The 23762-nt window shown below is 40.0% G+C and carries 27 protein-coding genes; 14 read left to right on the top strand and 13 right to left on the bottom strand.

All coding sequences use genetic code 11. The features are described from left to right. Positions 1–121 precede the first annotated feature (121 nt). Complete coding sequence (locus ACYU0V_RS10680; protein WP_004642449.1) at positions 122–406, top strand: GNAT family N-acetyltransferase; 285 nt, start codon at positions 122–124, stop codon at positions 404–406. Positions 407–511: 105 nt separating this feature from the next. Here the strand turns inward: ACYU0V_RS10680 and ACYU0V_RS10675 are convergent, their stop codons facing one another. After that, entirely contained in the window at positions 512–625 is a 114-nt protein-coding gene (locus tag ACYU0V_RS10675) for a hypothetical protein (protein WP_081404750.1), read from the bottom strand. A 64-nt stretch (positions 626–689) separates the two neighbouring features. Between ACYU0V_RS10675 and ACYU0V_RS10670 the strand changes: the two genes are divergently transcribed. The 5 genes from ACYU0V_RS10670 (at position 690) to ACYU0V_RS10650 (ending at position 4578) form a co-directional block, all read left to right on the top strand. Next, entirely contained in the window at positions 690–1349 is a 660-nt protein-coding gene (locus ACYU0V_RS10670) for an amino acid ABC transporter permease (RefSeq protein WP_001104465.1), read from the top strand. Then, positions 1339–2004, top strand: coding sequence for an amino acid ABC transporter permease (locus tag ACYU0V_RS10665; RefSeq protein ID WP_461847386.1), 666 nt, complete (start codon positions 1339–1341; stop codon positions 2002–2004). The genes ACYU0V_RS10670 and ACYU0V_RS10665 overlap by 11 nt, the downstream gene beginning before the upstream one ends. Positions 2005–2006: 2 nt before the next feature. Further along, positions 2007–2738, top strand: coding sequence for an amino acid ABC transporter ATP-binding protein (locus ACYU0V_RS10660; RefSeq protein ID WP_033850216.1), 732 nt, complete (start codon positions 2007–2009; stop codon positions 2736–2738). Positions 2739–2768: 30 nt separating this feature from the next. Beyond that, the gene (locus ACYU0V_RS10655; RefSeq protein ID WP_000476797.1) at positions 2769–3629 is read left to right on the top strand and encodes a transporter substrate-binding domain-containing protein; all 861 of its coding nucleotides are present in this window, start codon (positions 2769–2771) and stop codon (positions 3627–3629) included. Positions 3630–3711: 82 nt separating this feature from the next. Further along, complete coding sequence (locus ACYU0V_RS10650; protein ID WP_461847384.1) at positions 3712–4578, top strand: cysteine ABC transporter substrate-binding protein; 867 nt, start codon at positions 3712–3714, stop codon at positions 4576–4578. Positions 4579–4825: 247 nt separating this feature from the next. Here ACYU0V_RS10650 and ACYU0V_RS10645 read toward each other — a convergent pair whose 3' ends face one another. Beyond that, positions 4826–5761 (bottom strand): LysR family transcriptional regulator, encoded by a 936-nt coding sequence (locus ACYU0V_RS10645; RefSeq protein ID WP_461847382.1) that lies wholly within the window; start codon positions 5759–5761, stop codon positions 4826–4828. A 91-nt stretch (positions 5762–5852) separates the two neighbouring features. Here ACYU0V_RS10645 and ACYU0V_RS10640 point away from each other — a divergent pair, with 91 nt between their 5' ends. Next, the gene (locus ACYU0V_RS10640) at positions 5853–6491 is read left to right on the top strand and encodes a LysE family translocator (RefSeq protein WP_346523677.1); all 639 of its coding nucleotides are present in this window, start codon (positions 5853–5855) and stop codon (positions 6489–6491) included. Between the two features lie 651 nt (positions 6492–7142). Here ACYU0V_RS10640 and ACYU0V_RS10635 read toward each other — a convergent pair. The 5 genes from ACYU0V_RS10635 to ACYU0V_RS10615 form a co-directional block, all read right to left on the bottom strand. Continuing rightward, the gene (locus ACYU0V_RS10635; protein ID WP_461847380.1) at positions 7143–9104 is read right to left on the bottom strand and encodes a family 2A encapsulin nanocompartment cargo protein cysteine desulfurase; all 1962 of its coding nucleotides are present in this window, start codon (positions 9102–9104) and stop codon (positions 7143–7145) included. Next, the gene (locus tag ACYU0V_RS10630) at positions 9079–10011 is read right to left on the bottom strand and encodes a family 2A encapsulin nanocompartment shell protein (protein ID WP_001107594.1); all 933 of its coding nucleotides are present in this window, start codon (positions 10009–10011) and stop codon (positions 9079–9081) included. Before ACYU0V_RS10630 ends, ACYU0V_RS10635 begins: the two co-directional genes overlap by 26 nt. 240 nt (positions 10012–10251) lie before the next feature. Next, positions 10252–11193 carry a serine O-acetyltransferase EpsC gene (gene epsC / locus ACYU0V_RS10625; protein ID WP_167563759.1) on the bottom strand — a complete coding sequence of 314 codons (942 nt, stop codon included), beginning with the start codon at positions 11191–11193 and terminating at the stop codon, positions 10252–10254. Between the two features lie 18 nt (positions 11194–11211). Continuing rightward, positions 11212–11721, bottom strand: coding sequence for a rhodanese-like domain-containing protein (locus ACYU0V_RS10620; protein ID WP_461847373.1), 510 nt, complete (start codon positions 11719–11721; stop codon positions 11212–11214). Positions 11722–11959: 238 nt separating this feature from the next. Then, positions 11960–12697, bottom strand: a complete 738-nt coding sequence (locus ACYU0V_RS10615) for an SDR family oxidoreductase (protein ID WP_032034215.1) — start codon at positions 12695–12697, stop codon at positions 11960–11962. A gap of 125 nt (positions 12698–12822) precedes the next feature. On the opposite strand from ACYU0V_RS10615, the gene ACYU0V_RS10610 reads away from it, so the two are divergent. Beyond that, a complete protein-coding gene (locus ACYU0V_RS10610) occupies positions 12823–13725 on the top strand; it encodes a LysR family transcriptional regulator (RefSeq protein ID WP_461847371.1) in 903 nt (300 codons plus the stop codon). Between the two features lie 60 nt (positions 13726–13785). After that, positions 13786–14604: an AraC family transcriptional regulator gene (locus tag ACYU0V_RS10605; RefSeq protein ID WP_086394696.1), complete on the top strand. Its 819-nt coding sequence runs from the start codon at positions 13786–13788 to the stop codon at positions 14602–14604. Between the two features lie 38 nt (positions 14605–14642). Here ACYU0V_RS10605 and ACYU0V_RS10600 read toward each other — a convergent pair whose 3' ends face one another. Then, positions 14643–15245, bottom strand: a complete 603-nt coding sequence (locus ACYU0V_RS10600) for a LysE family translocator (protein WP_347745884.1) — start codon at positions 15243–15245, stop codon at positions 14643–14645. 155 nt (positions 15246–15400) lie between these two features. On the opposite strand from ACYU0V_RS10600, the gene ACYU0V_RS10595 reads away from it, so the two are divergent. Next, positions 15401–15808, top strand: coding sequence for a DUF2000 family protein (locus tag ACYU0V_RS10595; protein ID WP_461847368.1), 408 nt, complete (start codon positions 15401–15403; stop codon positions 15806–15808). Between the two features lie 67 nt (positions 15809–15875). Here ACYU0V_RS10595 and yghU read toward each other — a convergent pair whose 3' ends face one another. The 3 genes from yghU to ACYU0V_RS10580 form a co-directional block, all read right to left on the bottom strand. After that, positions 15876–16724 carry a glutathione-dependent disulfide-bond oxidoreductase gene (yghU, locus tag ACYU0V_RS10590; RefSeq protein ID WP_461847366.1) on the bottom strand — a complete coding sequence of 283 codons (849 nt, stop codon included), beginning with the start codon at positions 16722–16724 and terminating at the stop codon, positions 15876–15878. A gap of 33 nt (positions 16725–16757) precedes the next feature. Then, positions 16758–17384 (bottom strand): glutathione transferase, encoded by a 627-nt coding sequence (yfcF, locus tag ACYU0V_RS10585; RefSeq protein ID WP_445405212.1) that lies wholly within the window; start codon positions 17382–17384, stop codon positions 16758–16760. A 113-nt stretch (positions 17385–17497) separates the two neighbouring features. Then, positions 17498–18403 (bottom strand): LysR family transcriptional regulator, encoded by a 906-nt coding sequence (locus tag ACYU0V_RS10580; RefSeq protein WP_461847363.1) that lies wholly within the window; start codon positions 18401–18403, stop codon positions 17498–17500. Between the two features lie 110 nt (positions 18404–18513). Here ACYU0V_RS10580 and ACYU0V_RS10575 point away from each other — a divergent pair, with 110 nt between their 5' ends. After that, a complete protein-coding gene (locus ACYU0V_RS10575; RefSeq protein WP_005069824.1) occupies positions 18514–18945 on the top strand; it encodes a CidA/LrgA family protein in 432 nt (143 codons plus the stop codon). Positions 18946–18957: 12 nt separating this feature from the next. Next, on the top strand, positions 18958–19647 hold the full coding sequence (locus ACYU0V_RS10570) for an LrgB family protein (RefSeq protein ID WP_032062653.1): 690 nt from the start codon (positions 18958–18960) through the stop codon (positions 19645–19647). Here ACYU0V_RS10570 and pdxR read toward each other — a convergent pair. Further along, positions 19639–21144 (bottom strand): MocR-like pyridoxine biosynthesis transcription factor PdxR, encoded by a 1506-nt coding sequence (gene pdxR / locus ACYU0V_RS10565; RefSeq protein WP_461847361.1) that lies wholly within the window; start codon positions 21142–21144, stop codon positions 19639–19641. The genes ACYU0V_RS10570 and pdxR overlap by 9 nt on opposite strands. A 114-nt stretch (positions 21145–21258) precedes the next feature. On the opposite strand from pdxR, the gene ACYU0V_RS10560 reads away from it, so the two are divergent. Next, positions 21259–21894 (top strand): FMN-binding negative transcriptional regulator, encoded by a 636-nt coding sequence (locus ACYU0V_RS10560; RefSeq protein ID WP_163119205.1) that lies wholly within the window; start codon positions 21259–21261, stop codon positions 21892–21894. A gap of 42 nt (positions 21895–21936) precedes the next feature. Continuing rightward, the gene (locus ACYU0V_RS10555) at positions 21937–22530 is read left to right on the top strand and encodes a GNAT family N-acetyltransferase (protein ID WP_461847360.1); all 594 of its coding nucleotides are present in this window, start codon (positions 21937–21939) and stop codon (positions 22528–22530) included. Positions 22531–22537: 7 nt separating this feature from the next. Here the strand turns inward: ACYU0V_RS10555 and ACYU0V_RS10550 are convergent, their stop codons facing one another. Beyond that, positions 22538–23725 carry an MFS transporter gene (locus ACYU0V_RS10550; RefSeq protein WP_461847359.1) on the bottom strand — a complete coding sequence of 396 codons (1188 nt, stop codon included), beginning with the start codon at positions 23723–23725 and terminating at the stop codon, positions 22538–22540. Positions 23726–23762 lie beyond the last annotated feature (37 nt).

The raw sequence follows: 23762 nt of genomic DNA, 5'->3' as shown, positions 1-23762 counted from the left end.
AAAAGCATACAGACTCACTGCTAAAAATAGTCTATTTTTTTACACTTAAATTTGTTCTTATAGATAAAGATATATAAAGTCATTTTTAAATAAATTTGAGCCATAATATGAGGAATTCATTGTGAATATTCAACAAAAAGATGATACAAAACACGGCAGCTTTAGCTTACTTGATGGTGAAACTGTTGCAGGTGAAATGACTTATACATGGGCAGGCGAAGGCATGCTGATTATTGATGCTACAGATGTAAATGAAAATTATCGGGGACAAGGTGTAGGTCGTCAATTACTGGATGCTTTGGTGGCTTTTGTTCGTGAAAAAGACGTAAAGGTGATTCCGCTTTGCCCATATGCTAAATCGGTTTTTGATAAAGATCCAAGCATTGGCGATGTACTGAGAAAGTAAAGAATAGATTAAAAATCATTTTAAAAAATCGGGCCTTGGTGTCCGATTTTTTATTGGATTTATTGTTCATCTTTGTTTTAGTGAATATGTTTTAAGCAGTTGTATTCAACTGATTTGAAGGTTTTCGATTGGCATATCGAATTTATCAAACTTATAGAAAAGCTTATCTAATAAAAATAGTTTTAGACCAATTGGGAAAAAAATAAACTTCTTACACAAATATTTAATAGCTGATGAAAGCTAAATATTTATAACGTTTTAATATTATTTTTTGGAATTTTCCTTGAACTGGCAGTATATCCATAGTGTGTTGCCGCAATTTTTCTCTGCAACTTTGACCACGCTGAAAATTTCAATTATCAGTATTATTTTGGCAATTATTGTAGGGCTAATTTGCAGCATTTTAATCACATATCGCGTGCGGGTGCTAAATAGAATTGCCCAGTTCTATATTGAGTTATCTCGAAATACCCCCTTATTAATTCAACTGTTCTTTTTGTATTACGGTTTACCAAAGCTGGGTATCAAAATTGATGGTTTTGCTTGTGGTGTGATCGGACTGACCTTTTTAGGTGGAAGCTATATGGCTGAAGCTTTCCGAGCAGGTTTGCAATCTGTTGCAAAAGGGCAGATTGATTCTGCAAAAAGTATTGGTTTGCAACCGACTCAAATTTTTAGATATGTCATTTTTCCTCAAGCACTTGCCATTTCAATTCCGGCAATAGGGGCAAATTGCCTATTTCTGATTAAAGAAAGTTCTGTGGTTAGTGCCATTGCTGTCGTTGAACTGCTTTTTGTCACTAAAGACTTAATTGGTATGGACTATAAAACCACCGAAGCTTTGTTCTTACTCATCATGGCTTATCTCATTATTTTATTGCCCGTGTCTATTTTAACCAGTTATCTGGAGCACAGAAGTCGGAAGGTGAGCCATGGAACTTGATTATCTATTTCAAGCAAGTCACCTCGAACGTTTAATGTGGGGACTCTGGGCAACTGCAAAAATTGCTTTTATTTCGGTCTTTTTCTCTGCAATTTTCGGCACAGTTTTCGGCGTCATTATGACTTCTAAAAACATAGTCGTTAAATCGCTGTGCCGGTTGTATTTAGAAGCCATTCGAATCATTCCAATTTTAGTTTTGCTATTTGTGTTTTATTTCGGCTTTGCGACATGGTTTAACTGGCAGTTTTCTGCAATGTGGGTGTGCATTGTTGTATTTGTTTTGTGGGGTACTGCAGAAATGGGCGATTTGGTCCGTGCAGCCATTACTTCAATTGATCAGCATCAACGTGATTCGGCCTATGCGCTCGGACTTACCCATGTACAAGCCTTGGTCTATGTCATTTTCCCGCAAAGTCTAAAACGAGTAACGCCAGGTGCGATTAATTTATTTACTCGAATGGTGAAAACCAGCTCTTTGGCAGTCCTGATTGGTGTGGTTGAGGTGATTAAAGTGGGTCAGCAAATTATTGAAAATTCGCTGTTGACCGTACCGAGTGCTTCTCTTTGGATTTATGGCTTTGTTTTTATTTTGTATTTTCTGATTTGCTATCCCTTATCTCGTTTGGCGGCACATTTAGAAAAGGTCTGGGAGTAATTATGTCTTTGTTATCGATACAACAATTACAGAAATCATTTGCACAAAGTCATATTTTACAGGGCATTGATCTGGATGTAGAACAAGGAGAGGTGGTTGTTATTTTAGGTCCATCGGGCTGTGGGAAAAGTACCTTATTGCGCTGTATTAACGGCTTAGAACCGATTCAGGGTGGTGAAATTCGTTTAACTGGCTCAGGTGTACTCGGTAAAGATGTGGACTGGACTAACGCCCGTCAAAAAATTGGCATGGTTTTTCAGAACTATGAGTTATTTGGGCATATGAATGTCATTGACAATATTTTGCTTGGACCCCTCAAAGTACAAAAACGTCATCGTGATGAAGCTGAACAAGTAGCAGATGAGTTATTAAAGCGAGTGGGGCTATTTGAGCGAAAACTTGATTATCCACGCCAGCTTTCAGGTGGACAAAAACAACGTATCGCTATTGTGCGTTCGCTAGTTATGCAACCTAAAGTCATTTTACTTGATGAAATTACCGCCGCGCTTGACCCAGAAATGGTCAGAGAAGTGCTCGATGTCGTACTCAAATTGGCGAATGAAGGAATGACCATGCTGATTGTGACACATGAGATGTCCTTTGCCCGCAAGGTTGCTGACCGCATTATTTTTATGGATAAGGGCAAGATTATTGAACAGGCTTCACCAGAAGAATTTTTTGAACAGCCAAAAACAGAACGAGCGAAAGCCTTCTTAAATATTTTGTCGTACTAAATTTTTATTATTTGAATCATGAGGAAGTGAATGTTTAAACGTAATTCAATAAAAATATTAAGCAGTCTTGCTGTTGCTGGGGTTTTATTAACTGCATGTAGTAAAACCCCATCAACTGAACAGGCAAGTAATAGTCAAGAAGACCATTCTTTAGAACAAGTCAAAAAAAATGGAGTTCTACGCGTTGCTGTTTTTGCCGATGATCCGCCGTTTGGTTATGTAGATAGTGCGGGGAATAATCAGGGCTTTGATGTGGCTCTAGCAAAACGGGTGACTAAAGATTTGCTTGGTGATGAAAAGAAAGTTGAGTTTATTGTGACTGAAGCTTCAAATCGGGTGGAGTTTTTAAAATCAAATCGTGCCGATGTGGTGTTCGCGACATTTACAGTAACCCCTGAACGTAAGGAAGTTGTCGATTTTGCCGAGCCTTATTTAAAAGGGGCTTTTGGGATTGTCTCGCCTAAAGCTAAGCCGATTACAGACATTGCCCAGTTAGAAGGTAAGACCTTAATTGTAAATAAAGGCACAAGTTCGGATACCTACTTTACCAAGCATTATCCAAAAGTGAATTTACTTAAGTTTGAAAGAAATTCGGATGCCTTCAAAGCCTTAACTGACGGTCGTGGTGACGCAATTTCACAAGATAGTACCTATGCTTTGGCATGGGCCGCGAAGAACCCAAGTTATGTGGCAGGTATTCAGTCTATTGGTGATCAAGAGTTTATTGCACCAGCAGTTAAAAAGGGTAATACCCAATTATTGAATTGGCTCAATACTGAAATTAAGCAGCTCAGAACAAGTGGTGAAATTAAGAAAATTTATGATGAAACCTTGAAACCAATTTACGGTGACTCGGTCAATCCGAATGTGTTTTTAGATGTAGGCCAATAATTTTCGATGTCGCTAGAGCAGTGCCTAGAAGTAGGCGCTGCGATTCTAAATAAGACTTTTACAAGAACGAGAGGGTGAAATAATGACAACATTAACATTTCAAAACGTGAAGCATATTTTAGCTGCGTCTTTACTGAGTTTAGGTTTAGTTGCTTGTGACAAAGGAACTCAGTCTACTGAAAAAACAGCAGATACCACACAAACTGTATCGAGTATTGAACAGATCAAAAAGAATGGTGTGGTACGAATTGGCGTATTTAGTGATAAACCGCCATTTGGATATTTAGATGCTCAAGGTAAAAATCAGGGTTTTGATGTAGAAATTGCCAAGCATGTTGCTAAAGATCTGCTGGGTGATGAAAACAAAGTGGAATTTGTTTTAACTGAAGCGGCTAACCGTGTTGAATATTTAAAAGCAAATAAAGTCGATATTATTTTTGCAAACTTTACTGTTACACCAGAACGTAAAGAAGTGGTCGATTTTGCTAAACCTTATTTAAAAGTGGCGCTCGGTGTGGTTTCTCCTAAAAGTCATCCGATTACCGATGTGGCTCAACTTAAAGATAAAACTTTATTGGTAAACAAAGGTACAACGGCTGATTCATTCTTCATCAAGACTCATCCTGAGATTAAACTACAAAAGTATGAGCAAAACACTGAAACTTTTGATGCTTTAAAAGATGGTCGTGGTGCTGCGCTTGCCCATGATAACTTGCTGGTTTTAGCTTGGGCTAAAGAAAATCCAAATTACACGGTTGGCATTACCAATTTAGGTGAGCAGGACTTAATTGCACCAGCAGTGAAAAAGGGTGACAAAGAGTTATTGGACTGGTTGAACCAAGATTTAGAGAAACTGGCAAAAGAAGGCGTGATTCATCAGGCTTATGAAAAAACGTTAAAACCAGTCTATGGCGATACGATTAATCCAAAAGATTTATTGGTTGAGTAATCGTGCTAATAACCTCTAAAGATTAGAACTCTAGATAGTATTTATTCGAGCTAGGATTCATCTACAGCCTGCCCATAATTTATAAAGATAATGTTTTTGCAATATTTTTTTATAGATCTAAACAGTGGTCAGGTTCTGTAGATGAGAAAGTTTTTTGGTTACTTTTTTCAAAAAAAGTAACAGAATTAGCTGAGTGCTTTAGAGGTTAAAAGGTAGGATTCCATCGTGCTAATTCCTTGACTTTATATTACTTTAATTTAAATAAAGTCGGCTCTGCTGCTAATTTATCTGCCAAATATTGAATCAACACACTCAATTTAGGCGGGACATGCCTTGTCGGTGGGTAAAGTAACCACAGCCCACCACTGTAATAGGTTTTAAAATACCAATCTGGTAAAACCTGAACTAAGGTACCTTGTTGTAGAGCATGGCGTGCAACGAAGTATGGCAAGCTCGCAATACCTAAATGCTGTAGGGCTGCGCTTAAACGAACACCTGTATGGTTTGCTGCATAACGCCCACGCACAGCCACACTGATCGATTTGTTTCCTTGTTGAAATTTCCATTTTGAGTCACTGGCTTGTTCGCCCAAGTAAATACATTCATGCTGCTTTAAATCATGAGGGTGGCTCGGTGTGCCATGCTTTGCTAAATATTCAGGTGTAGCACAAACCAAGTGATCAATATCAATGAGTTTTCGACCCATAAGGCCACCTGGTGGTTGCTCTGTAATCCGAAGTGCTAAATCAACGCCATCATCAATCAGATCTACATAGCGATCTTCTAAAAGCATTTGTATATCAATTTTCGGGTAGCGTTCTAAAAAATCGGGTAAATGCGGATGAATCATAAAATGTCCCACAGCTTTTGGAACACTCATACGAATAATACCTTCTGGTTCGACATGAAATTGACCCGAGCTTTCCATGACTGCTTGTGCCGCATTGACCATATCTAAACAACGTTGATAAACCTGTTGTCCACTTTCACTTAAACGAAGTTTCCGTGTGGTCCGATAGAGTAAGCGAGTGCCTAAAGCACGTTCTAAACGAGCAATGGCGCGGCTAACAGCAGAAGGTGTTGTACCAAGCTGGCGGGCAGTTTCAGAAAAACTTTCCGATTCGACAACCTTAACGAAAGTCGCCATTTCATTTAATAGAATCAGACTTTGATTTGTGCTCATGAGGCAAAAGTTATTTGGATTTTGATTGGATTATCGCGTCTAAAAAATCGCAATACAATCTTTTAGGTGATTTTCAGGAAACTAAATTGTTATGTGGCAGTTGTATGGACATGAGTTTTTAACGCTAGCTCTTATTCATTTTATGGCGGTGATTTTACCGGGACCAGATTTTGTGATTACGGTCAGACAAAGTGTACGTTATGGTTATTTGATTGGATGTCTAACCGCAATTGGTATTGGTGTTGGGATTTCGGTTCATGTCTTTTATACCTTGGTTGGGATTGGTTTTTTGATTCAACAAAGTGAATGGCTCATGTCGCTTATTAGAACAGCGGGAGCAGTCTATTTAATTTATTTGGGGTGGCAGTGTTTACGTAGCCAGCCGAATACCAATATTGAAATTAATGGCCAAGCAGGCAGTGATAAGCCGAGTTTATTTAAAGCTTTTACAATGGGTTTTCTTACCAATGCGTTAAACCCAAAAGCCACTATCTTTTTTCTGGCAATTTTTACGACGATTGTAAGTACAACTACACCAATGAAAGTTCAGGTTTTTTATGGGGTCTGGATGTGTATGGTCAATGCCATCTGGTTTATGGTGGTGAGTGTAATGTTTGCTCAGCCTATTGTACGTAAACGTTTTTTAGAATTTGGAGTTTATTTTGAGAGGGTGATGGGAGTTTTATTAATTGGGATTGCGTTGAGATTGATTTGGAGTTTGTTTGTTTAAGTTGGTTTTATTTATAAGTGGATGGGGTAGCACGACGGAGTCTTACCGTTTATACATCAGAAGAACGTAGCTAATTCTGTTACTTTTTTTGGAAAAAGTAACCAAAAAACTTTGTCATCTACAGAACCTGTTCACTGTTTTCATCTATCAAAAAATGTTGCAAAAACATTATTTTTATAAATTATGGGCAGGCTGTAGATGACTCTTAGCTCGAGCCGAAGCTTAATCCAGAAATCGAAATTAAAATAACAAGACTCTGAGGTGATAGCTACTTTGAGTTGTCCGAACTATTGATGACTCTTAATTCGAGCTAAAATCATCTGCGAACTATTGCATAGCACGACAGAGTATTATCGCTTAAAGTTTTAATTTCTTCAGTCGCCTTCGGCTTGACTTACTTTGGTTTCGCTCAAAGTAAGCAAAAGCATTGTCATCTGCAAAACCTGTCGACTTATTTCATTTAACTAGTATTTCACAGAAACAGAATCTTTTTGATGCTACGCAGGTTGCAGACGACATTTGCTCGAGTAAATATAGTGCTAGGACTATTTGAGTTTTAATAGTTTCCTCATTGAAAAATTGAATTTTAATGATGGCAAATTAATTATAAAAAAAGACCGCTCGAAGGCAGTCCTTTTTGCAAAAATAGATTTAACTGGTACGCTTGTTACGCGTAAGTTGATGTAAAACCGACACCAATAAATCAATTTCTTCCGTCGTGTTATAAAAAGCCAAAGACGGACGCACGGTCTGTTCTACACCAAAACGACGTAAAATTGGCTGTGCACAATGGTGCCCAGAACGTACAGCAATACCATGTTGATTTAAAGCTTTACCCACTTGTTCGGTTGAATAGCCTTGTAAGGTAAAGGACATAACACTGGCTTTGTGATGTGCGGTTCCGATCAGGCGTAAACCTGACACACTACTCAGCGCATTTTGACCATATTCGAGTAGATCATGTTCATAGCGAGCAATGTTATGAATGCCTAGACTTTCGACATATTCAAGTGCAGCGCCTAAACCAACAGCATCGGCAATGTTTCCAGTTCCAGCTTCAAACTTGTTTGGTGCAGGTTGGTAAACTACTTGTTCGAAGGTAACATCCTGAATCATGTTACCGCCGCCTTCCCAAACAGGCATACTTTCTAGCAATTCTGGTTTTGTATAGACCGCACCAATACCTGTTGGACCAAACACTTTATGTCCAGAAAACACAAAAAAGTCTGCATCAAGAGCTTGTACATCGGTAGGGATGTGCGAAACAGATTGAGCACCATCAACTAAAACACGAACACCTTTGGCATGCGCAATTTTAATGACTTCAGCAACAGGTGTGACTGTACCCAAAGCATTTGAAACTTGAGTAATCGACAGCAGTTTGGTGCGCTCATTAATCAGTTTTGGCAATTCTTCTAAAATAATTTGCCCAGTGTCATCCACAGGAATGACTCGTAATTTCGCTCCAGTTTTTTTAGTGAGTTGATACCAAGGCACAATATTGGCATGGTGTTCTAAGTGAGAAACGATAATTTCATCACCTTCACCAATATTTTGCTCACCCCATGTTTTTGCAATCAGATTAATGCCTTCGGTTGTTCCTCGAACAAAGATAATTTCTTTAGAAGAGGGTGCACCAATAAATCGGGCCACTACATTTCTTGCATGCTCATAGGCATCGGTTGCACGAGCCGCTAACTCATGGGCAGCACGGTGAATATTTGAGTTTTCATGCTGATAAAAATAAGCAATCCGATCAATCACGCGCTGCGGTTTTTGTGTAGTCGCTGCATTATCAAACCAGACCAAAGGTCGACCATTGACGCGTTCCTGTAAAATTGGGAAATCGCGACGTATGGCATGCACATCGAGTGGTTGAGCACTGCTTGCTACAAAAGTGGGTTGCGATGGTTGATAGTGACTATAACTTTGTCCACTTTGAGGCAAGTCTAAAAAATAAAATGCAGAGCTTGCCGAACTTTGGGTGGGCGTGTTCGTTGCAAAACGATCTTCCGTCAGTAATGACTTCAGCTGGTCACCATGTGGCAACTGAAAAGACTGTGCAACTGAATAATTATCTTCAACACCTTTAACAGACGGTTCTTCTGTATTGGGAGCAGAAAAATCATTTAAAAAATAATAAGGTGATTCACCTGCACCAGTGGGTAAGTTTGGTTCAATGCGTGGCACATTGGGTTCACTATGAGCAGCTTGTGGCAAAAGTGGTTCAAATGGTGGGCGTGGCAAATTAGCTCCACCAACCACAGGTGCAGACGCTACAATTCGACGTTCAGGGTAGTCTGGCAAATTTGGAATATGCTCAGGATATTCTGGATTGAGACTTTTCTGAAACGCGATATTGGGCGCACGACCACTGAGAGCAGAGAATGGTTCACCTGGTTGTGGTGGGTGCGGTGGCGCTCCGACAGGTAAATCCAAGTTAAGGCCCGATGGAGAAGCTGAACTGCTTGAACTTGGCAATGCTGAAAAAAACTCATTAGCAAGTCGAGCAATAGTGGACTCATCAGGGAAGTTGGCTGGTGGGTTAACACCAGTCACTTCAGGCCCCGTTGGACTACCTTGCAGATTACTTGTAGTTAACTGGGTAGTCATGATATTTGTCCACCTCCACATCATCTAATACTGCCAACGCATCATCAGTCAATACTGCAAGTGAGCAATATAATGAGATTAGATACGATGCAATCGCATTACGGTTGATTCCCATAAAACGTACTGAAAGCCCTGGTGACTGTTCACCAGCAAGACCCGGCTGGAACAAACCAACAATCCCTTGACGCTTTTCACCAACACGAAGCAGCAAGATTTTAGTTTTGCCATCTTCTACAGGAATTTTATTAGATGGAATAAGTGGAATTCCGCGCCATGTAATGAATTGTGAACCAAATAAGCTAACCGTTGGAGGTGGTACACCACGGCGTGTACATTCACGGCCAAATGCTGCAATTGCATCAGGATGCGCTAAGAAAAACCCCGGTTCTTTCCAGACTTTACGTAATAAGTCATCAAGATCATCTGGAGTAGGTGGGCCATTTAAAGTCGAAATACGTTGGTCATCTGTCACACTTGCCAGTAAACCGTATTCAGGATTATTGATGAGCTCACTTTCTTGACGTTCTTTAATGGTTTCAATGGTTAAGCGAAGTTGTTCTTTAATTTGGTCATGTGGGCTGCTGTAAAGGTCGGCTACACGTGTATGCACATCTAAAACAGTAGAAACACCATTTAAAAAGTATTCACGCGGCTCTGGATCATAATCGACAAAAGTCTGAGGTAAAGTTGCTTCATCACGTTGTGTACAAGCCACCTGAATATCATCGGTATTATTGACACGGTTTAGGCGATAAATACCTGCTTCAACAGGAATCCACTGAAGTAAATGAGTCAGCCAGCGGGGAGTAATTGTAGAAAGCTGGGGAGCTGTTTTGGTTGCATTGGCCAGTTGACGGGCCGCATGGTCCCCAAGTGCAAGTTGGGCTTTATCTGTATTTTTCGCCATGAATCATTTTTCCTTATTACATTGGCTTTTTGAAAATAAAAATTCTAGGATGCATATAAACTAGAATTAGTTCTGGTTTTAAAATTAAAATCGCGTTATAAATTTTTTAAATACTGAGCTTATTAATGAGTTATCTATTTTCTAAATAAAAATATATTTAAACTAGAAATAAGCATTTAGTTAATACATAAGTTTTTTGTTTATTTATCTCCTTATCTATTTATTTCACATCTATAGTTTTTAACTGGCAATATGATTTTTTTGATAAGACTCATTCGGTGACTGTAAAATCTGGCTACCTGCGGCCACACTATGTGTAAGCCAGACATTCCCCCCAATAATTGACCCTCGACCAATGGTAATACGGCCTAAAATAGTGGCGCCTGCATAAATCACGACATCATCTTCAACAATCGGATGGCGTATATAATCTTTTTTCAAACCACCATCATCATTGGTTTCAAAGCGTTTTGCTCCAAGGGTCACGGCCTGATAAATACGAACGCGTTCCCCAATCACACAAGTCTCACCAATCACCACACCCGTACCATGATCAATGAAAAATCCTTTGCCGATTTGCGCACCCGGATGAATATCAATACCTGTTGTAGAGTGGGCCAACTCGGAAATAATGCGCGACAATAAAGGCACTTGGGCATACAGTTGATGCGCAATTCGGTGATAAATAATCGCAAATATGCCCGGATAGCAAAGTAATACCTCATCCACACTATGCGCCGCTGGATCACCTTCATAAGCCGCTCGCACATCGCCGTCTAAAAGGCGCCGGATAGAGGGCAAAGTGTTGGCAAAATCCTGCACAATAGTTTGAGCAAGTTCTTGTGGCTGCTGCACTAGGTTTGAATGGCCCAAATGACGTTTTGCTTCATAATTCAAAGCCAGTTGCACTTGAGCATGTAAGGCTGTCAGCACCCGATTTAAAGTATAGGCAATATAAGAATCTTCAGTTTCTTGACGTAAGTCGGCAGGGCCTAAACGCATTGGAAATAAAATCCCGCACAGGTCATCTAAAATGGCCTTTAAAGCTTCTTTAGATGGAAGTTCACGGCCCCCAAATTCTTTGGTTCTGTGCTGCTGCTGACGCCAGTCATGCCTTGCTTGTTGTAAACCTTGTACAACCGCATTAATGTTCCATTGAGTCACAAGCTTTCCTTGATTCACTGAAAATTGATTGAAGTATTAGTCTTGTTGCCAAGGAAGTTGGTGGATGCGCCAGCCATTTTTCTGATTACGCTGTTGCTGATCATTTAGATCACCTTCGAAGCCTTCAAGAACGTTATAAATATGCTCAAACCCTGCATTAAATGCGGCTTCGGCAGCTTGTGCTGAACGGTTACCACTACGGCATAACAAAAGAATGGTTTTATCTTTGCCAACTTTTGATTCAAGTTCTTTTAAAAAGCGTGGATTACGGTTAAATGACGTGCCTGTTGCCCAAGCGACATGAACACTTTCAGGGACATAACCCACAAATTTGCGTTCTTCATTGGTACGCACATCAACTAAAACAGCTTCTCCTTGTTGTACGAGTTGCCATGCTTCAACAGGTGATAAACTGCCACTAAAATTTAGTTCGTGTTCTTGTGCATATTGCTGTGCTTTAGCAAGAATATCTTCGGTTGAAAAGGATGTATTTGAACCATTTGAGATAAAACTTTGCGGAGTTTCAGTATTTAATTTAGCGTTCATTGAATATATCCTTATCTTTGATTCAGATTGTTAAGGTTCAATTTACGCGGTTTTAAATATAAGCAAAAATAAGGAATATCTATTTATATATATTATTTTGATAAATAAGAATGAGGGATATTTTTATAAAAATAGTATTAGTTAATCTTATAAACTTATTAAAATAAAATAGATTTAAGAAATTTTAATAGTTAGTAAAAAACCTTGTGAATTAAAATAATCCACAAGGTTTTAAAAATTAAGCAAATCCACCATTTACTCGAATGACTTGTGAATTTACCCAACGTCCATCTGGACCAGCCAGCATGGCAACTACGCCAGCAATTTCGTCAGGTGTCCCGATTCTTTCCAATGGAGCAAGTTTTGCAATAGCCGCTACTTGTTCATCAGTTTTTCCATTATAAAAAAGGTCAGTGCCTGTCGGGCCGGGTGCAACGGCGTTTACAGTGATATTGCGTCCACGTAACTCATTTGCTAACACATGTACCAAACCTTCGACACCTGCTTTTGAAGCAATATAAGGACCATATAAAGGAAAAGATTTGGCAATTACACTGGTTGAAAGCGCAATAATCCGGCCACCATCTGGCACTGTTTCGGCCGCATGCGCCAATATTAAAAACGCGCCACGTAAATTGGTATGAATTACTTTATCGAAATCTGGCAGGCTTTCAGGTGTAATTTTTGCCATAGGCATAATACCAGCACTATGAACTACCACATCTACTTGACCATTAATGGCCTTTGCCTCTTGAAACAAACGGCTCACCTCATGTTCATTTGCAACGTCCGCTTGAATAGCTGAGGCTTGACCACCTTGCTCAATAATATGTTCTACAGTGGCTTGGGCATGCACTTTATTGCCAGCATAGTTAACAATCACATAAAAACCATCTTGAGCTAAACGTTCTGCAATAGCACGGCCAATACCACGTGATGCACCAGTAACCAGAGCTGTTTTTCTTGAAATATTCATTTTTAGATTGCCTATTTGATTAAGTATGGCTTATTTTAATAATATAGAAATATGGGATAAATCATCAGAATTGGATAAGATAATTCCATATACATTAATAATAGACAGGGTTAAAAGCGAGCACTATGGATAAATTTGATACCTTGCAACTTTTTACCCGCATCGTAGAGCTGGGTAGTTTTAGTCAGGCAGCCGATCAGCTGAATATCCCACGCGCTACAGCAAGTAACGCCATTAAAGAGTTAGAGAGTAATTTACAGTGCCGTTTATTAGAGCGGACGACTCGGCATGTAAGACCATCACTAGATGGACAGGCATTTTATGAACGCTGCACACAAATATTATCGGAACTTGATGATGCCGAATCATCTTTACGCAATGTAATTGCTCAGCCCCGTGGTTTATTACGTGTCGATTTATCAGGCGCACATGCAACTAAAATTGTTTTACCCAATATCGACCAATTTCACGAGTTATACCCTGACATTGAACTGGTAATCAGTACGGGGGATCGCTTGGTTGATCTGATTAGGGAAGGGATAGACTGCGTAGTGAGGGCGGGGCGTTTAGATGATTCCACTTTAATTGCCAGACATTTGGTCGATATGCCACAAGTCATTTGTGCAAGTCCTGACTATTTAAATAAACATGGAACGCCAGAGCAACCAGAAGATTTGTTATCACATTATTGTGTCAATTTCTTTTCGACATCAGGCGGACGGAATTATCCATTTGAATTGATGGTGAATGGCAAAAAACAAGATTATTTTTTGAAAAGCTGGATCGCGGTAAATGACGCTGAAAACTATGTATTATCTGCTTTACGTGGGGCAGGTTTAATTCAGGTCCCGCACTACCATGTGGCAAATGAGTTAAAAGACGGGCAACTAGTTGAGATCTTATCGGAGTGGGAAATCCCGAAGATGTCAGTTTCTGCTTTATATCCGCAGCATCGGCAGCTCTCGCCACGCGTACGCGTTTTTGTCGCTTGGCTGAGTGAGTTATATATAGGCTATTTTTCAAAATAACCATAGCGTATAACGTATAGGTAGAATGCTCTCTAGCACATATAAAATTTTGGTGAATATGTGATTGAATTACCTAATGCAAATGATTGGATCGTCAGAAATTCTGACCCGAATAGTCTAGAACGAATTGAAGCCTTTTTTACTGATCATGCTTATGAGTCGCATCGCCACGATACTTTTGCAATTGGTCGAACATTAACAGGTGTTCAAAGCTTTCATTATCGTGGAGAGATGAAACATAGCTTACCGGGTATGACGATGGTTTTACATCCTGATGAAAAACATGATGGCGAGTCAGGTAGTCGAGACGGTTTTAGATATCGGATGGTGTACGTAGAACCTGCAACCCTACAGGAAATTATGAAGGGTAAACCTTTACCATTTTTTGAGAATGGCTTGAGTCAGGATCCTCGATTATTTAAAGCAACTGATGTTCTATTACAAGGGATGGACCAGCATATTGATCCTTTAGAAAAACAAGATGCTTTATATGATCTGGCAACCACACTTTACGAAATTTCTGGTAATAATCAGCGCACCTCACATGCTTATGACTATGTCGCAGCGGAGCGCGCTAGAGAGTTTATACATGCCTCTTTATATGAAAATATCTCTTTAGATGATATTGAAAAAAATGTGGGACGAGACCGTTGGAGCCTTTCACGGGACTTCCGATTGCTATTTGGTACAAGTCCACATCGATATATGACTATGCGCAGACTGGAAGTTGTGAAGTCCTGTTTAATGTATGGAGAGTCCTTAACTCAAGCTTCATTGATTGCAGGATTTTTTGATCAAAGCCACATGACACGTCATTTTTTAAAAGCATTTGGATTGACTCCAGCCAGATGGCGGATGATCAATAAGCTCTCTTCATAAACAAAAGCTAGCCTGTTTAGGCTGACATAGACTTTATCTTAAATTAGATGCATACCTTTCAAAAAATCATAAAGCATAAATATGCCGGAAATGATTAGCATCAATCCCATGGCTCGGTTTATACCATTAAACCAGATTTTATTTTTAATTTTTTTACCTAACACAGCACCTGCCCAAGAGTAAAGGCAGGGCGCGCCAGCTGCACCCAGTGAAATGAGCAATGATACTAAGAATATTTGAACGCCAATGATATGTGCAGTAGGGTACATAATGGTTGTAACAGGCAAAATGACTAAAATCCCTTTGGGGTTTAAAGCTTGTATCCAAAAACCATTCCAGAACGAAAGCACCTGAACTTCAGTGGTCTCATTACTCAGATCGATATCTGACTTTAGCATTTGATATGAAAGGTAAAACGTATAACATGCACCAAACAAAGCAATATAGTGCAAGGCATTTTGTGGAATGATTGCAGCCCCAAGATATCCAAAAATCATGAATAACATCAGCATTGCACAACCGACGCCTATAAAAAAATAAATCGTTTTTTTGAATTGTCCGGTAAGCCCAGCATTTAGCCCCATAAAATTTACTGGACCGGGGCTATACATCACACTCAAGGTATAAAAAAAGATTTCCATAACGTATCTACTGAAACAAAAACAACCCAGCATAGTGACTCGTAAATTTAGGGTCTTGTACGTTTGTGATGGCTCCTGCACAAACGTACAAGACGAGAAAAATCCGAATGAGTCATGATGAGCGGTCTAAAATAAATGATTCAGGAAAGAGGTTTATGTTTGACACAAAAATTGCGCTGATTGTCCGTAATGATCTTGCGACGTGGCAGAGATTAAATGTGGTGGCTTTTTTGGCAACGGGGATTGCCTCTGCTGTACCTGAAATGTTGGGAAAACCTTATATCGATGCGAATGGCTATGAGTATGGCAACATGTTAGGGCAGCCGATGTTGGTATTTGAGGGGGATTTATCTGGTCTACAAAAAGCACATCGCAAAGGAATAGAGCAAAATTTAACGATAATTCCCTATGTACATGCCATGTTTTCTACAGGCAATGATGAGGATAATCGAGCTGTATTTTTGGCCGAAGATGCGAATCAATTAAATTTGGTTGGGCTAGCATTAAGAGGACCTAAAAAGGCAGTTGATAAGGCAATTAAAGGACTTTCTTTGCATCAATAAGATTTTTATTGGAAGAATCATAAAACCCACTTTTTGAGCAAAAGTGGGTTTTATTTAAAAATAATAATTAAACTTTATCTTGAGTATTGGTCTCAAAATCGCTCGCATCATGACGTTCATGTAACTGTGTGGCTAAATCACCAAAGGTACGGTTGACCATACGGCCACGTTGTACCGCAGGGCGCGCTAAAATCGCATCTGCCCAGCGCTGAACATTTTTATATTGATCGACACCTAAAAACTCCGCGCCGTTATACACCCAGTTTTTAACAAGACCGCCATACCAAGGGAATGCTGCAATATCAGCGATGCTATATTCAGAACCAGCCAAATATTCATGCTTTGCTAGATGCTGATCTAATACATCAAGTAAGCGTTTTGTTTCCAAGGCAAAGCGGTTAATTGCATATTCAATTTTGACAGGGGCGTAGGCATAAAAATGCCCAAAACCACCACCTAGGTAAGGCGCGCTGCCCATTTGCCAAAATAACCAATTAAGGCATTCAGTACGTGCAGCAATATCAGTTGGAATGAAAGCCTTAAATTTTTCAGCTAAATAAAGCAAAATTGAGCCAGACTCAAATACTCTTAATGGCGGGTTTTGGCTATGGTCAACCAATGCTGGAATTTTAGAGTTTGGATTAGCTTCTACAAAGCCACTACCAAATTGCTGTCCTTCACCGATTTTAATCAGCCATGCATCATATTCAGCATCTTGGTGTCCTAGAGCTAAAAGCTCTTCTAACAAAATAGTGACTTTTTGACCATTAGGCGTTGCTAAAGAGTAGAGCTGAAGCGGATGTTTTCCTACAGGAAGTGTATGTTCGTAGCGAGGGCCTGAAGTAGGTTGGTTTAAATCGGTTTTCTCTCCAGTCCATTGCCAAACTTGTGGAGGAATATAGTTTGAATCACTCATTTTTTATCTCGTGTTTGGTGTAAATATAAGGATTTATTTATGTCGTAAGGCAAGCCATTTTTGTACGGTCGGTCTTTGCCATTGCTGTAATGCATAGTTTTTTAAACGTTCTGGTACAGCATCACCATTTTGAATAAGGCGTTGCAACATAAGGGCAAGTTCAGCATCGACAATGCTCCATGAACCAAAAAGAAATTCGGCATCAGACGCAAGAAGTTTTTCTGCAACAAAGAAAAGTTTCTCCGCAGCTTTTAGACCTTCTTCTGAAAGTGGAGTGGAGGTGGGCTGAATAAAAATAACATCGGTTGGACGCTCAGTTCTTAGTGCAACTAAGTCCGATCGGAGCCATGCCTGAATTTGTCTTGCTCTTGCGCGTGCTTGAATATCTTTTGGATAAATAGATGTGTTTGGATAAAGCTCTTCAAGATATTCCAAAATGGCAGAAGATTCTGATAAGGCAAAATCATTATGCTCAAGTACAGGCACTTTGGCAGTTAATGACTTTTCTACATAAGATTTTTCAAACTGGCCTTGCTGGCCTAAGTTGATGGTCGCTATTTCAAATGGAATTTGTTTTTCATGTAGCCCTACAAAAACTGTAAACGCATAGGGGCTTAGAAATTGTGAATCTGTGTACAGCTTAAAATGTTCATTATTCATTGTTATTGTCCATGTCATAAAACAATCGGATCTAGTCTAAGTGAGCTGATTCAAGATTGGGTAGCTTTTTTGTGGAAAAGCTTTATCGGTTTTTGAATTAAGCTATTTCAACGTTAGGGCTTAATGTGCTGAAAATGTTGACGAACAATACTAAGCCACGCCTGTACAGCTGGTGAGACAGGAAGATTCTTTTTCCAAGCCATCACTAAGTGCCACTGAATATTTGGTTTTTCGAGTGGTACTGCTGCAAATAAATTAGGGTCAAGCATGTCGGTATAATATTGCGGGAGAAGCGCAATCCCCATACGTTGTAACACCATGTCTGCCAACAGGTGCCATTGGCTGGTCCGGCAAGCAATAGTTGGGTAAAAACCATGCTGCTTACAGGCATCGAGAATAATACTGTTTAAAGAGAAATTTTCAGGAAACATTAAAAATGATTGGTGTTGTAGCTCTTCTAGATTTATTTTTTTACGGGTTGCCCAAGTCGCATCACGACGTAAAAGTACCATTAAAGGGTAGTTACATAACTCGATGCTATTAAAGATTTGCTCATCAAAAGGCTGCAATAAAACGCCAACGTCCAACTCATTGTTAAGCAAAGCTTGCTCAATACCGCGTGAACCAACCTCCATAAAAGCCAATTCAATATCTGGTAATTGCTGATGATAATCAAATAGGGCAGTCGTTAAGAGCTGCGAGCCTAAAGGCGGAACGCCAAGTTTTAAAGTTCCTGTTTTTAATTGTTGGTAGTTTTCAATTTCAAGAAAGATGTTCTGTTCTGCCTGAAGAAGCTCGACCGCATGTTGATAAATGCGCTCTCCAATTTCAGTTAACTCGATTTGTCTTTTACGGCCATGATCGGGTTTAACCAAAAGCTGTACCTGAAGTTGCTCTTCAAGCTGCTGTAATATTTTACTAATAGTGGGTTGAGTCAGATACAACTCTTCAGCAGTACGTGTAAAGCTTTTAGTTTTTACCAGCGTAACGAAGCACTGTAGTGATTTTAGAGAAAGCATAATAAAGAATAAATTATTCCATTTTAGAATAATATTAACATTAATAATTCATATTTAGCAGCTTTAACCAAGATAGCATAATGGTGTAGTTAACCATCTAATTTCGCAAAATGAGTACTGAATCTGCTTCTGGAACACCCACACAACCTTCACTTTTAGTTTTAGTTAAACAAATTTTGATTTTGGCTGGATTTTGGTGGGTCGGATATCTCTTACATCAAAAACTTGGCGTACCTGTCTCGGCAGGCATTTTAGGTATGTTTTTATTGCTTTTATGCCTGTTCTTTAAAATTATCAAAATGGATCAGGTGGCAATGGGAGCAACTGTTGTTTTAGGTGAGCTATTACTGTTTTTTGTGCCTGTAGTCGTTGCCGTAGTTCAGTATAAGACCTTGTTTATGACCGAAGGGTGGCAAATTGTTTTGAGCATTGCGGTTGGGACCATTTCGGTCATGCTCAGTACCTGCCTCACGATTCACTATTACAATCGTTTGAAAGCTTATTTACAGGCTAGAAAACGTCTTCAACATAAGCATATCTAAAGAGCAAACGACATGAATATCTGGTCAATTCTTTGTCTGATCTGGACTTTGGCAGCCTATATTGTGGCAAAGCGGATCTATCAGAAAAATCCAAAACTTTGGTTGTCACCCGCGATTAGTGTGCCTGTACTCACCATTATTTTGATGACGATTTTTGGAATTTCATATCAAACTTATGCTGAAGATACGCAGTGGATTGTTAATTTATTAGGGCCTGCAACGGTTGCGTTTGCTGTACCGATTTATCGTTATCGGGAAACGATTCGTAAAAACCTTGGAGTCCTTTCAATTGCGATTATTGTGGGGATGAGTGTAGGTGTGATGTCAGCCTATGAGATGGCGCAGTGGTTCCATTTTAGCCCTGAAGTGACCAATAGTTTAATGGCCCGTTCTATTTCAACACCATTTGCCATGATTTTAGCGGAAGATATTCACGGTTCAGCAGCATTGGTTTCACTATTTACGGTTATTACGGGTTTGGTTGGTATGATTTGTGGTGATGCAATTTTAGCAATTACTAAAATCCGTTCTAATGTAGCCAATGGGGCAGCCTTCGGTAATGCAGCCCATGGTTTTGGTACAGTTAGAGCACAGCAGCGCAATAGTGAAGAGGGCGTAATTGCTAGTTTGACTATGGTTATTGCCGGTATTTTAATGGTACTGATTGGGCCATTTGCTATTCATCTATGGTTGCTATTGTAGGTTTTCCGAAGTTGGCTTGTCATGTTGTTGAATAATGTTTGATAGTTTTTTAATGGCTTGTTTCATCAGCTCAGGTTCAAAATCCCCTAAACCGACAATTAATCCCGGGCGCTGTTGCTCTGTTGAAAATGTTGGTGAAATTGCTTTAATGGCAATGCCTGCATCGACGGCCGAGTTTGCAACTTCAATATCATTAATATGATGAGCAAGCCATAACACCATATGCATACCTTGATCACCCGGCTGTAACCAAGCCAGTTCTTGAGGTATGTATTTTTCAATCAAGCCAATAATATATTCTCGGACTTCTGCGTAAACATTTCGAGTACGTCGAATATGTCGCTCTAAATAGCCTTCTTGAATAAAGGCAGCTAAAACATGTTGATCAGCAGCAGGCGGATGTCGATCAATTAATACTCTAAGTCCGCAAAAAGATGCTACTAATTCTTTAGGCAACACTGCATAGCCAAGCCTAAGGGACGGAAATAACACTTTGCTAAAAGTACCCAAATAAATCACTTGGTCGGGTGCCATGCCTTGTAAAGATGGGAAGGGCTGGCCGTTATAACGAAGTTCACTGTCATAGTCATCTTCAATGATCCACGCATTTTGCTGTTTTGCCCAAGCTAATAAAGCTGTACGTCTTGCTAGGCTCATTGGCATACCAAGTGGGTATTGATGAGATGGCGTCACAAAAGCAGCACGTGCATGTTTTGCAAGCTTAATGCCAGTTTCAACCTGAATGCCTTCTTCATCGACAGGAACACGCACCATCCGAATGTTTTGTACTGTATGCTCAAAAATCGCTGTCGTACCCCGATAAGCTGGATCTTCAACCCAGACTTCATCTTTTGCTTCAAATAAAATCTGGCTACAAATATAAAGGGATTGTTGAATGCCGGGTGTAATTACGATTTGGTCAGGTTCACAGTGGACAGAGCGTGATCGGCGTACATAGTCTGCTATAGCAATTCTTAGTGATAACACACCTTGCGGCTCGCCATATCCTGAAGGAACTCCTGCTCCCCGCGATCTATATTTATTACCAAATTTGCGCCAGATATCACTTGGTTGGGTCCGACCGACGGGGACAGACACCGCAAATGGAACATGGGGAAGTGGTTTAAACTCTTTAAGTACTTGGGCATAAGAACGTGCCGACTTCGTCAAAGGGATTGAGCTAGGTATGGTTTCTTTTTGAGAATGTTGCAGTAGAGTTTTTTTAGTTAAAGCATGAGACACATAGGTGCCCGTTCGTGCTTGAGAGTCAAAAACACCTTCAGCTAAAAGCTGATCGTAAGCTTCGATAATCGTTCCGCGAGCGACCCCAAGTGTTTGAGCCAGTTCACGGGAAGAAGGCAACGGATCGCCGGGTTGTAAATCACCACTTTGTACAGCTTCGCGTAAAGCTTGAGTCAGTTGAGCACTAATCTTTCCTTGGCTTTTATCAATTTTTGCAATAGACGGAAGTTCCACAACTTTTGCCATTCTTGCCATAATTCTGGTCTACTTAAAAAAACACAAAGTGGTTCTTTTTAATAAACCACATAAACCAGAAAATTTAAACACAAAATATAAATAACCCTGATATTTACAGCGAGGTTTTGAGCCATGTATATCCCTGATGATTTTGCAGAAAACCGTTTGGATGTGTTGCATTCTCTTATTGCAGAACACCCATTTGGGGTGCTTTTTACCCATGGAAGTAAGGGCTTAGATGCAAATCATCTTCCATTCGAGTTGCAGGCAAATGATGGGGAATTTGGCATGCTACATGCGCATGTGTCTCGAAATAATTCTGTTTGGCAGGACATTAAAAATGGAGATGAGGTACTCGTCGTGTTTCAAGCGGGTGATGCGTATATTTCACCAAATTGGTACCCATCCAAACATGAACAGCATAGACAAGTACCGACATGGAACTATAGGGTTGTGCATGCTTATGGGAAAGTGACGATTCGAGATGATGAACGTTATGTTCGTGGTGTAGTGGCTCGTTTAACCCGTACCCATGAAGCATCTCAACCTGAGCCATGGAAAATGTCCGATGCACCAAAAGACTATCTTGAACCGATGTTAAAGGCGATTGTGGGAATAGAAATTGTAATTACTAAGCTGCAAGGAAAATCAAAACTTGGGCAAAACAAAGAACACCGAGACATTTTGGGTGCGGCAGATGGCCTATCGAAATCTGGTCATCAAACTATAGCGAATGCCATGTACAGTGTGGCTGAGTTAAATAAATAATTTTGAAAATATAAAACTTTAATATTAATTGAGGAGATAAAGATGTCTTTGACTACACCTGTTGAATTAGTGGGTGAGCACGTTATTTTAAAGCCGCTAGATGTAACTCAAGCTGAATCATTGGCAGAGGCCGTTTGCGATGGGGAACTCTATAATCTTTGGTATACCCGTGTGCCAAGACCTGAAAAAATGACTGCTGAAATTGAAAGACGTCTTGGTTTGCAGCAATCAGGAAGCATGTTGCCATTTTATATTGAAGACCGAAAAACGGGACAAGCGCTGGGCATGACAACCCTCATGCATATTGAAGAAGCCCATCGCCGTGTAGAAATTGGCTCGACGTGGTATCGAAAGTCTGCGCAACGTACGCCAGTCAATACTGAATGTAAAAAGCTATTGCTGGCTCATGCATTTGAGACTTTAAATTGCATTGGAGTCGAGTTGCGCACATCTTCTTTAAATGTTCAAAGTCAAGCCGCGATTGTACGCTTAGGTGCAAAGCTCGATGGTGTGCTAAGAAGTCATCAAATTGTGAAAGATGATATTTTGCGGGACACTCATGTTTATAGCATTTTGAAACATGAGTGGCCTGCGGTCCGTCAAAATCTCGAATGGCTATTGAGCAAACCGCGTTAAAAAGAATTTAAACAAACTGCTTTTCTCTTTTTTGGCTTAGCCAGAAGAGAGAAGCTGCGGCAATCACTAACCATGGTATTAACGCCATATTCATTGCTTTCCAGCCAAATAAATCCAGTAAAGCACCTGCACTAAACGAACAAATCAATCCCACAACAAAAACCGTCATATCATTAATTGCCTGAGCTTTGGCTTTTTCAGCCACAGAATAAGTACCTGTGAGTAAAGAAGTACTGCCAATAAATAAAAAGTTCCATCCCACACCTAATAAAATTAAAGAAATAGCAAACGATGCGAACTGAATACCCGAGAGGGAAAAACCAATATAACTAGCAAATAATATAAGACCTACAAACATGATTTTAAGCACACCAAATCGAGCGATTAAATGTCCAGTAAAGAATGAAGGTAGGAACATACCAAGCACATGAAGTTGAATGACAGTTGTAATCGTGCCTAGTTCATGGTGTGAATGTCGCATGGCAATGGGTGTTGCGGTCATACCTAAAATCATGATGCCGTAGCCTGTGACTGCACCAAACAGAGCAACTAGATAGGTAGGCTGAAAGACAATCTGTTGCCATGGGCGACCAGCAGTAAAGTCAGACTTTTGCTCAACTGTATTGGCAATATGTAGGCTAGATAAAATGCCCATTGCCACAAGTGAAATGATACTAATAATTAAAAATGAACCGATATATTCTAAATGTTGAAATAATGGGCCACCAAAGCGCGCCAAAGTCGGACCAATCAGTGCGGCAACAATTCCACCTGCCATAACCCAAGAAATAGCACGTGAACGGAACGCATCATCTGCTACTTCACTGGCAGCAAAACGATAAAACTGAGCAAAGGATTGGTAGGCTCCGACACATAACGTGCCTACGGCTAAGAAAGTAAGTGAACTATAAAAGATACCAATGGCGGCAATAATACCGCCAATTACACCTAAAAAAGCGCCGAAAAGAAAACCCTTACGCCGTCCCACATGTGCCATCAACATTGATGCAGGGAACATCATTAAAGCTGTACCCAAAAACATAGATGCGATGGGTAAAGTTGCTAGTATCGGTGTGTTAGAAATATTTGCCCCAGCCAAACCACCAATCGTCATGACCATGATCGATACGGTTTGGTAAAGTGACTGAGAACTCGCCAAAATAAGAACTTGGCGATGCATCGTATTTTGAAGCATGAGAGCCTTTAATTATATGTGTTAATTGATGAATTTG

The sequence above is a fragment of the Acinetobacter sp. X9 genome, from assembly GCF_054889255.1.
The sequence above is the reverse complement of the archived record's forward strand: the minus strand, read 5'-3'. Positions and strand labels throughout refer to the sequence as shown.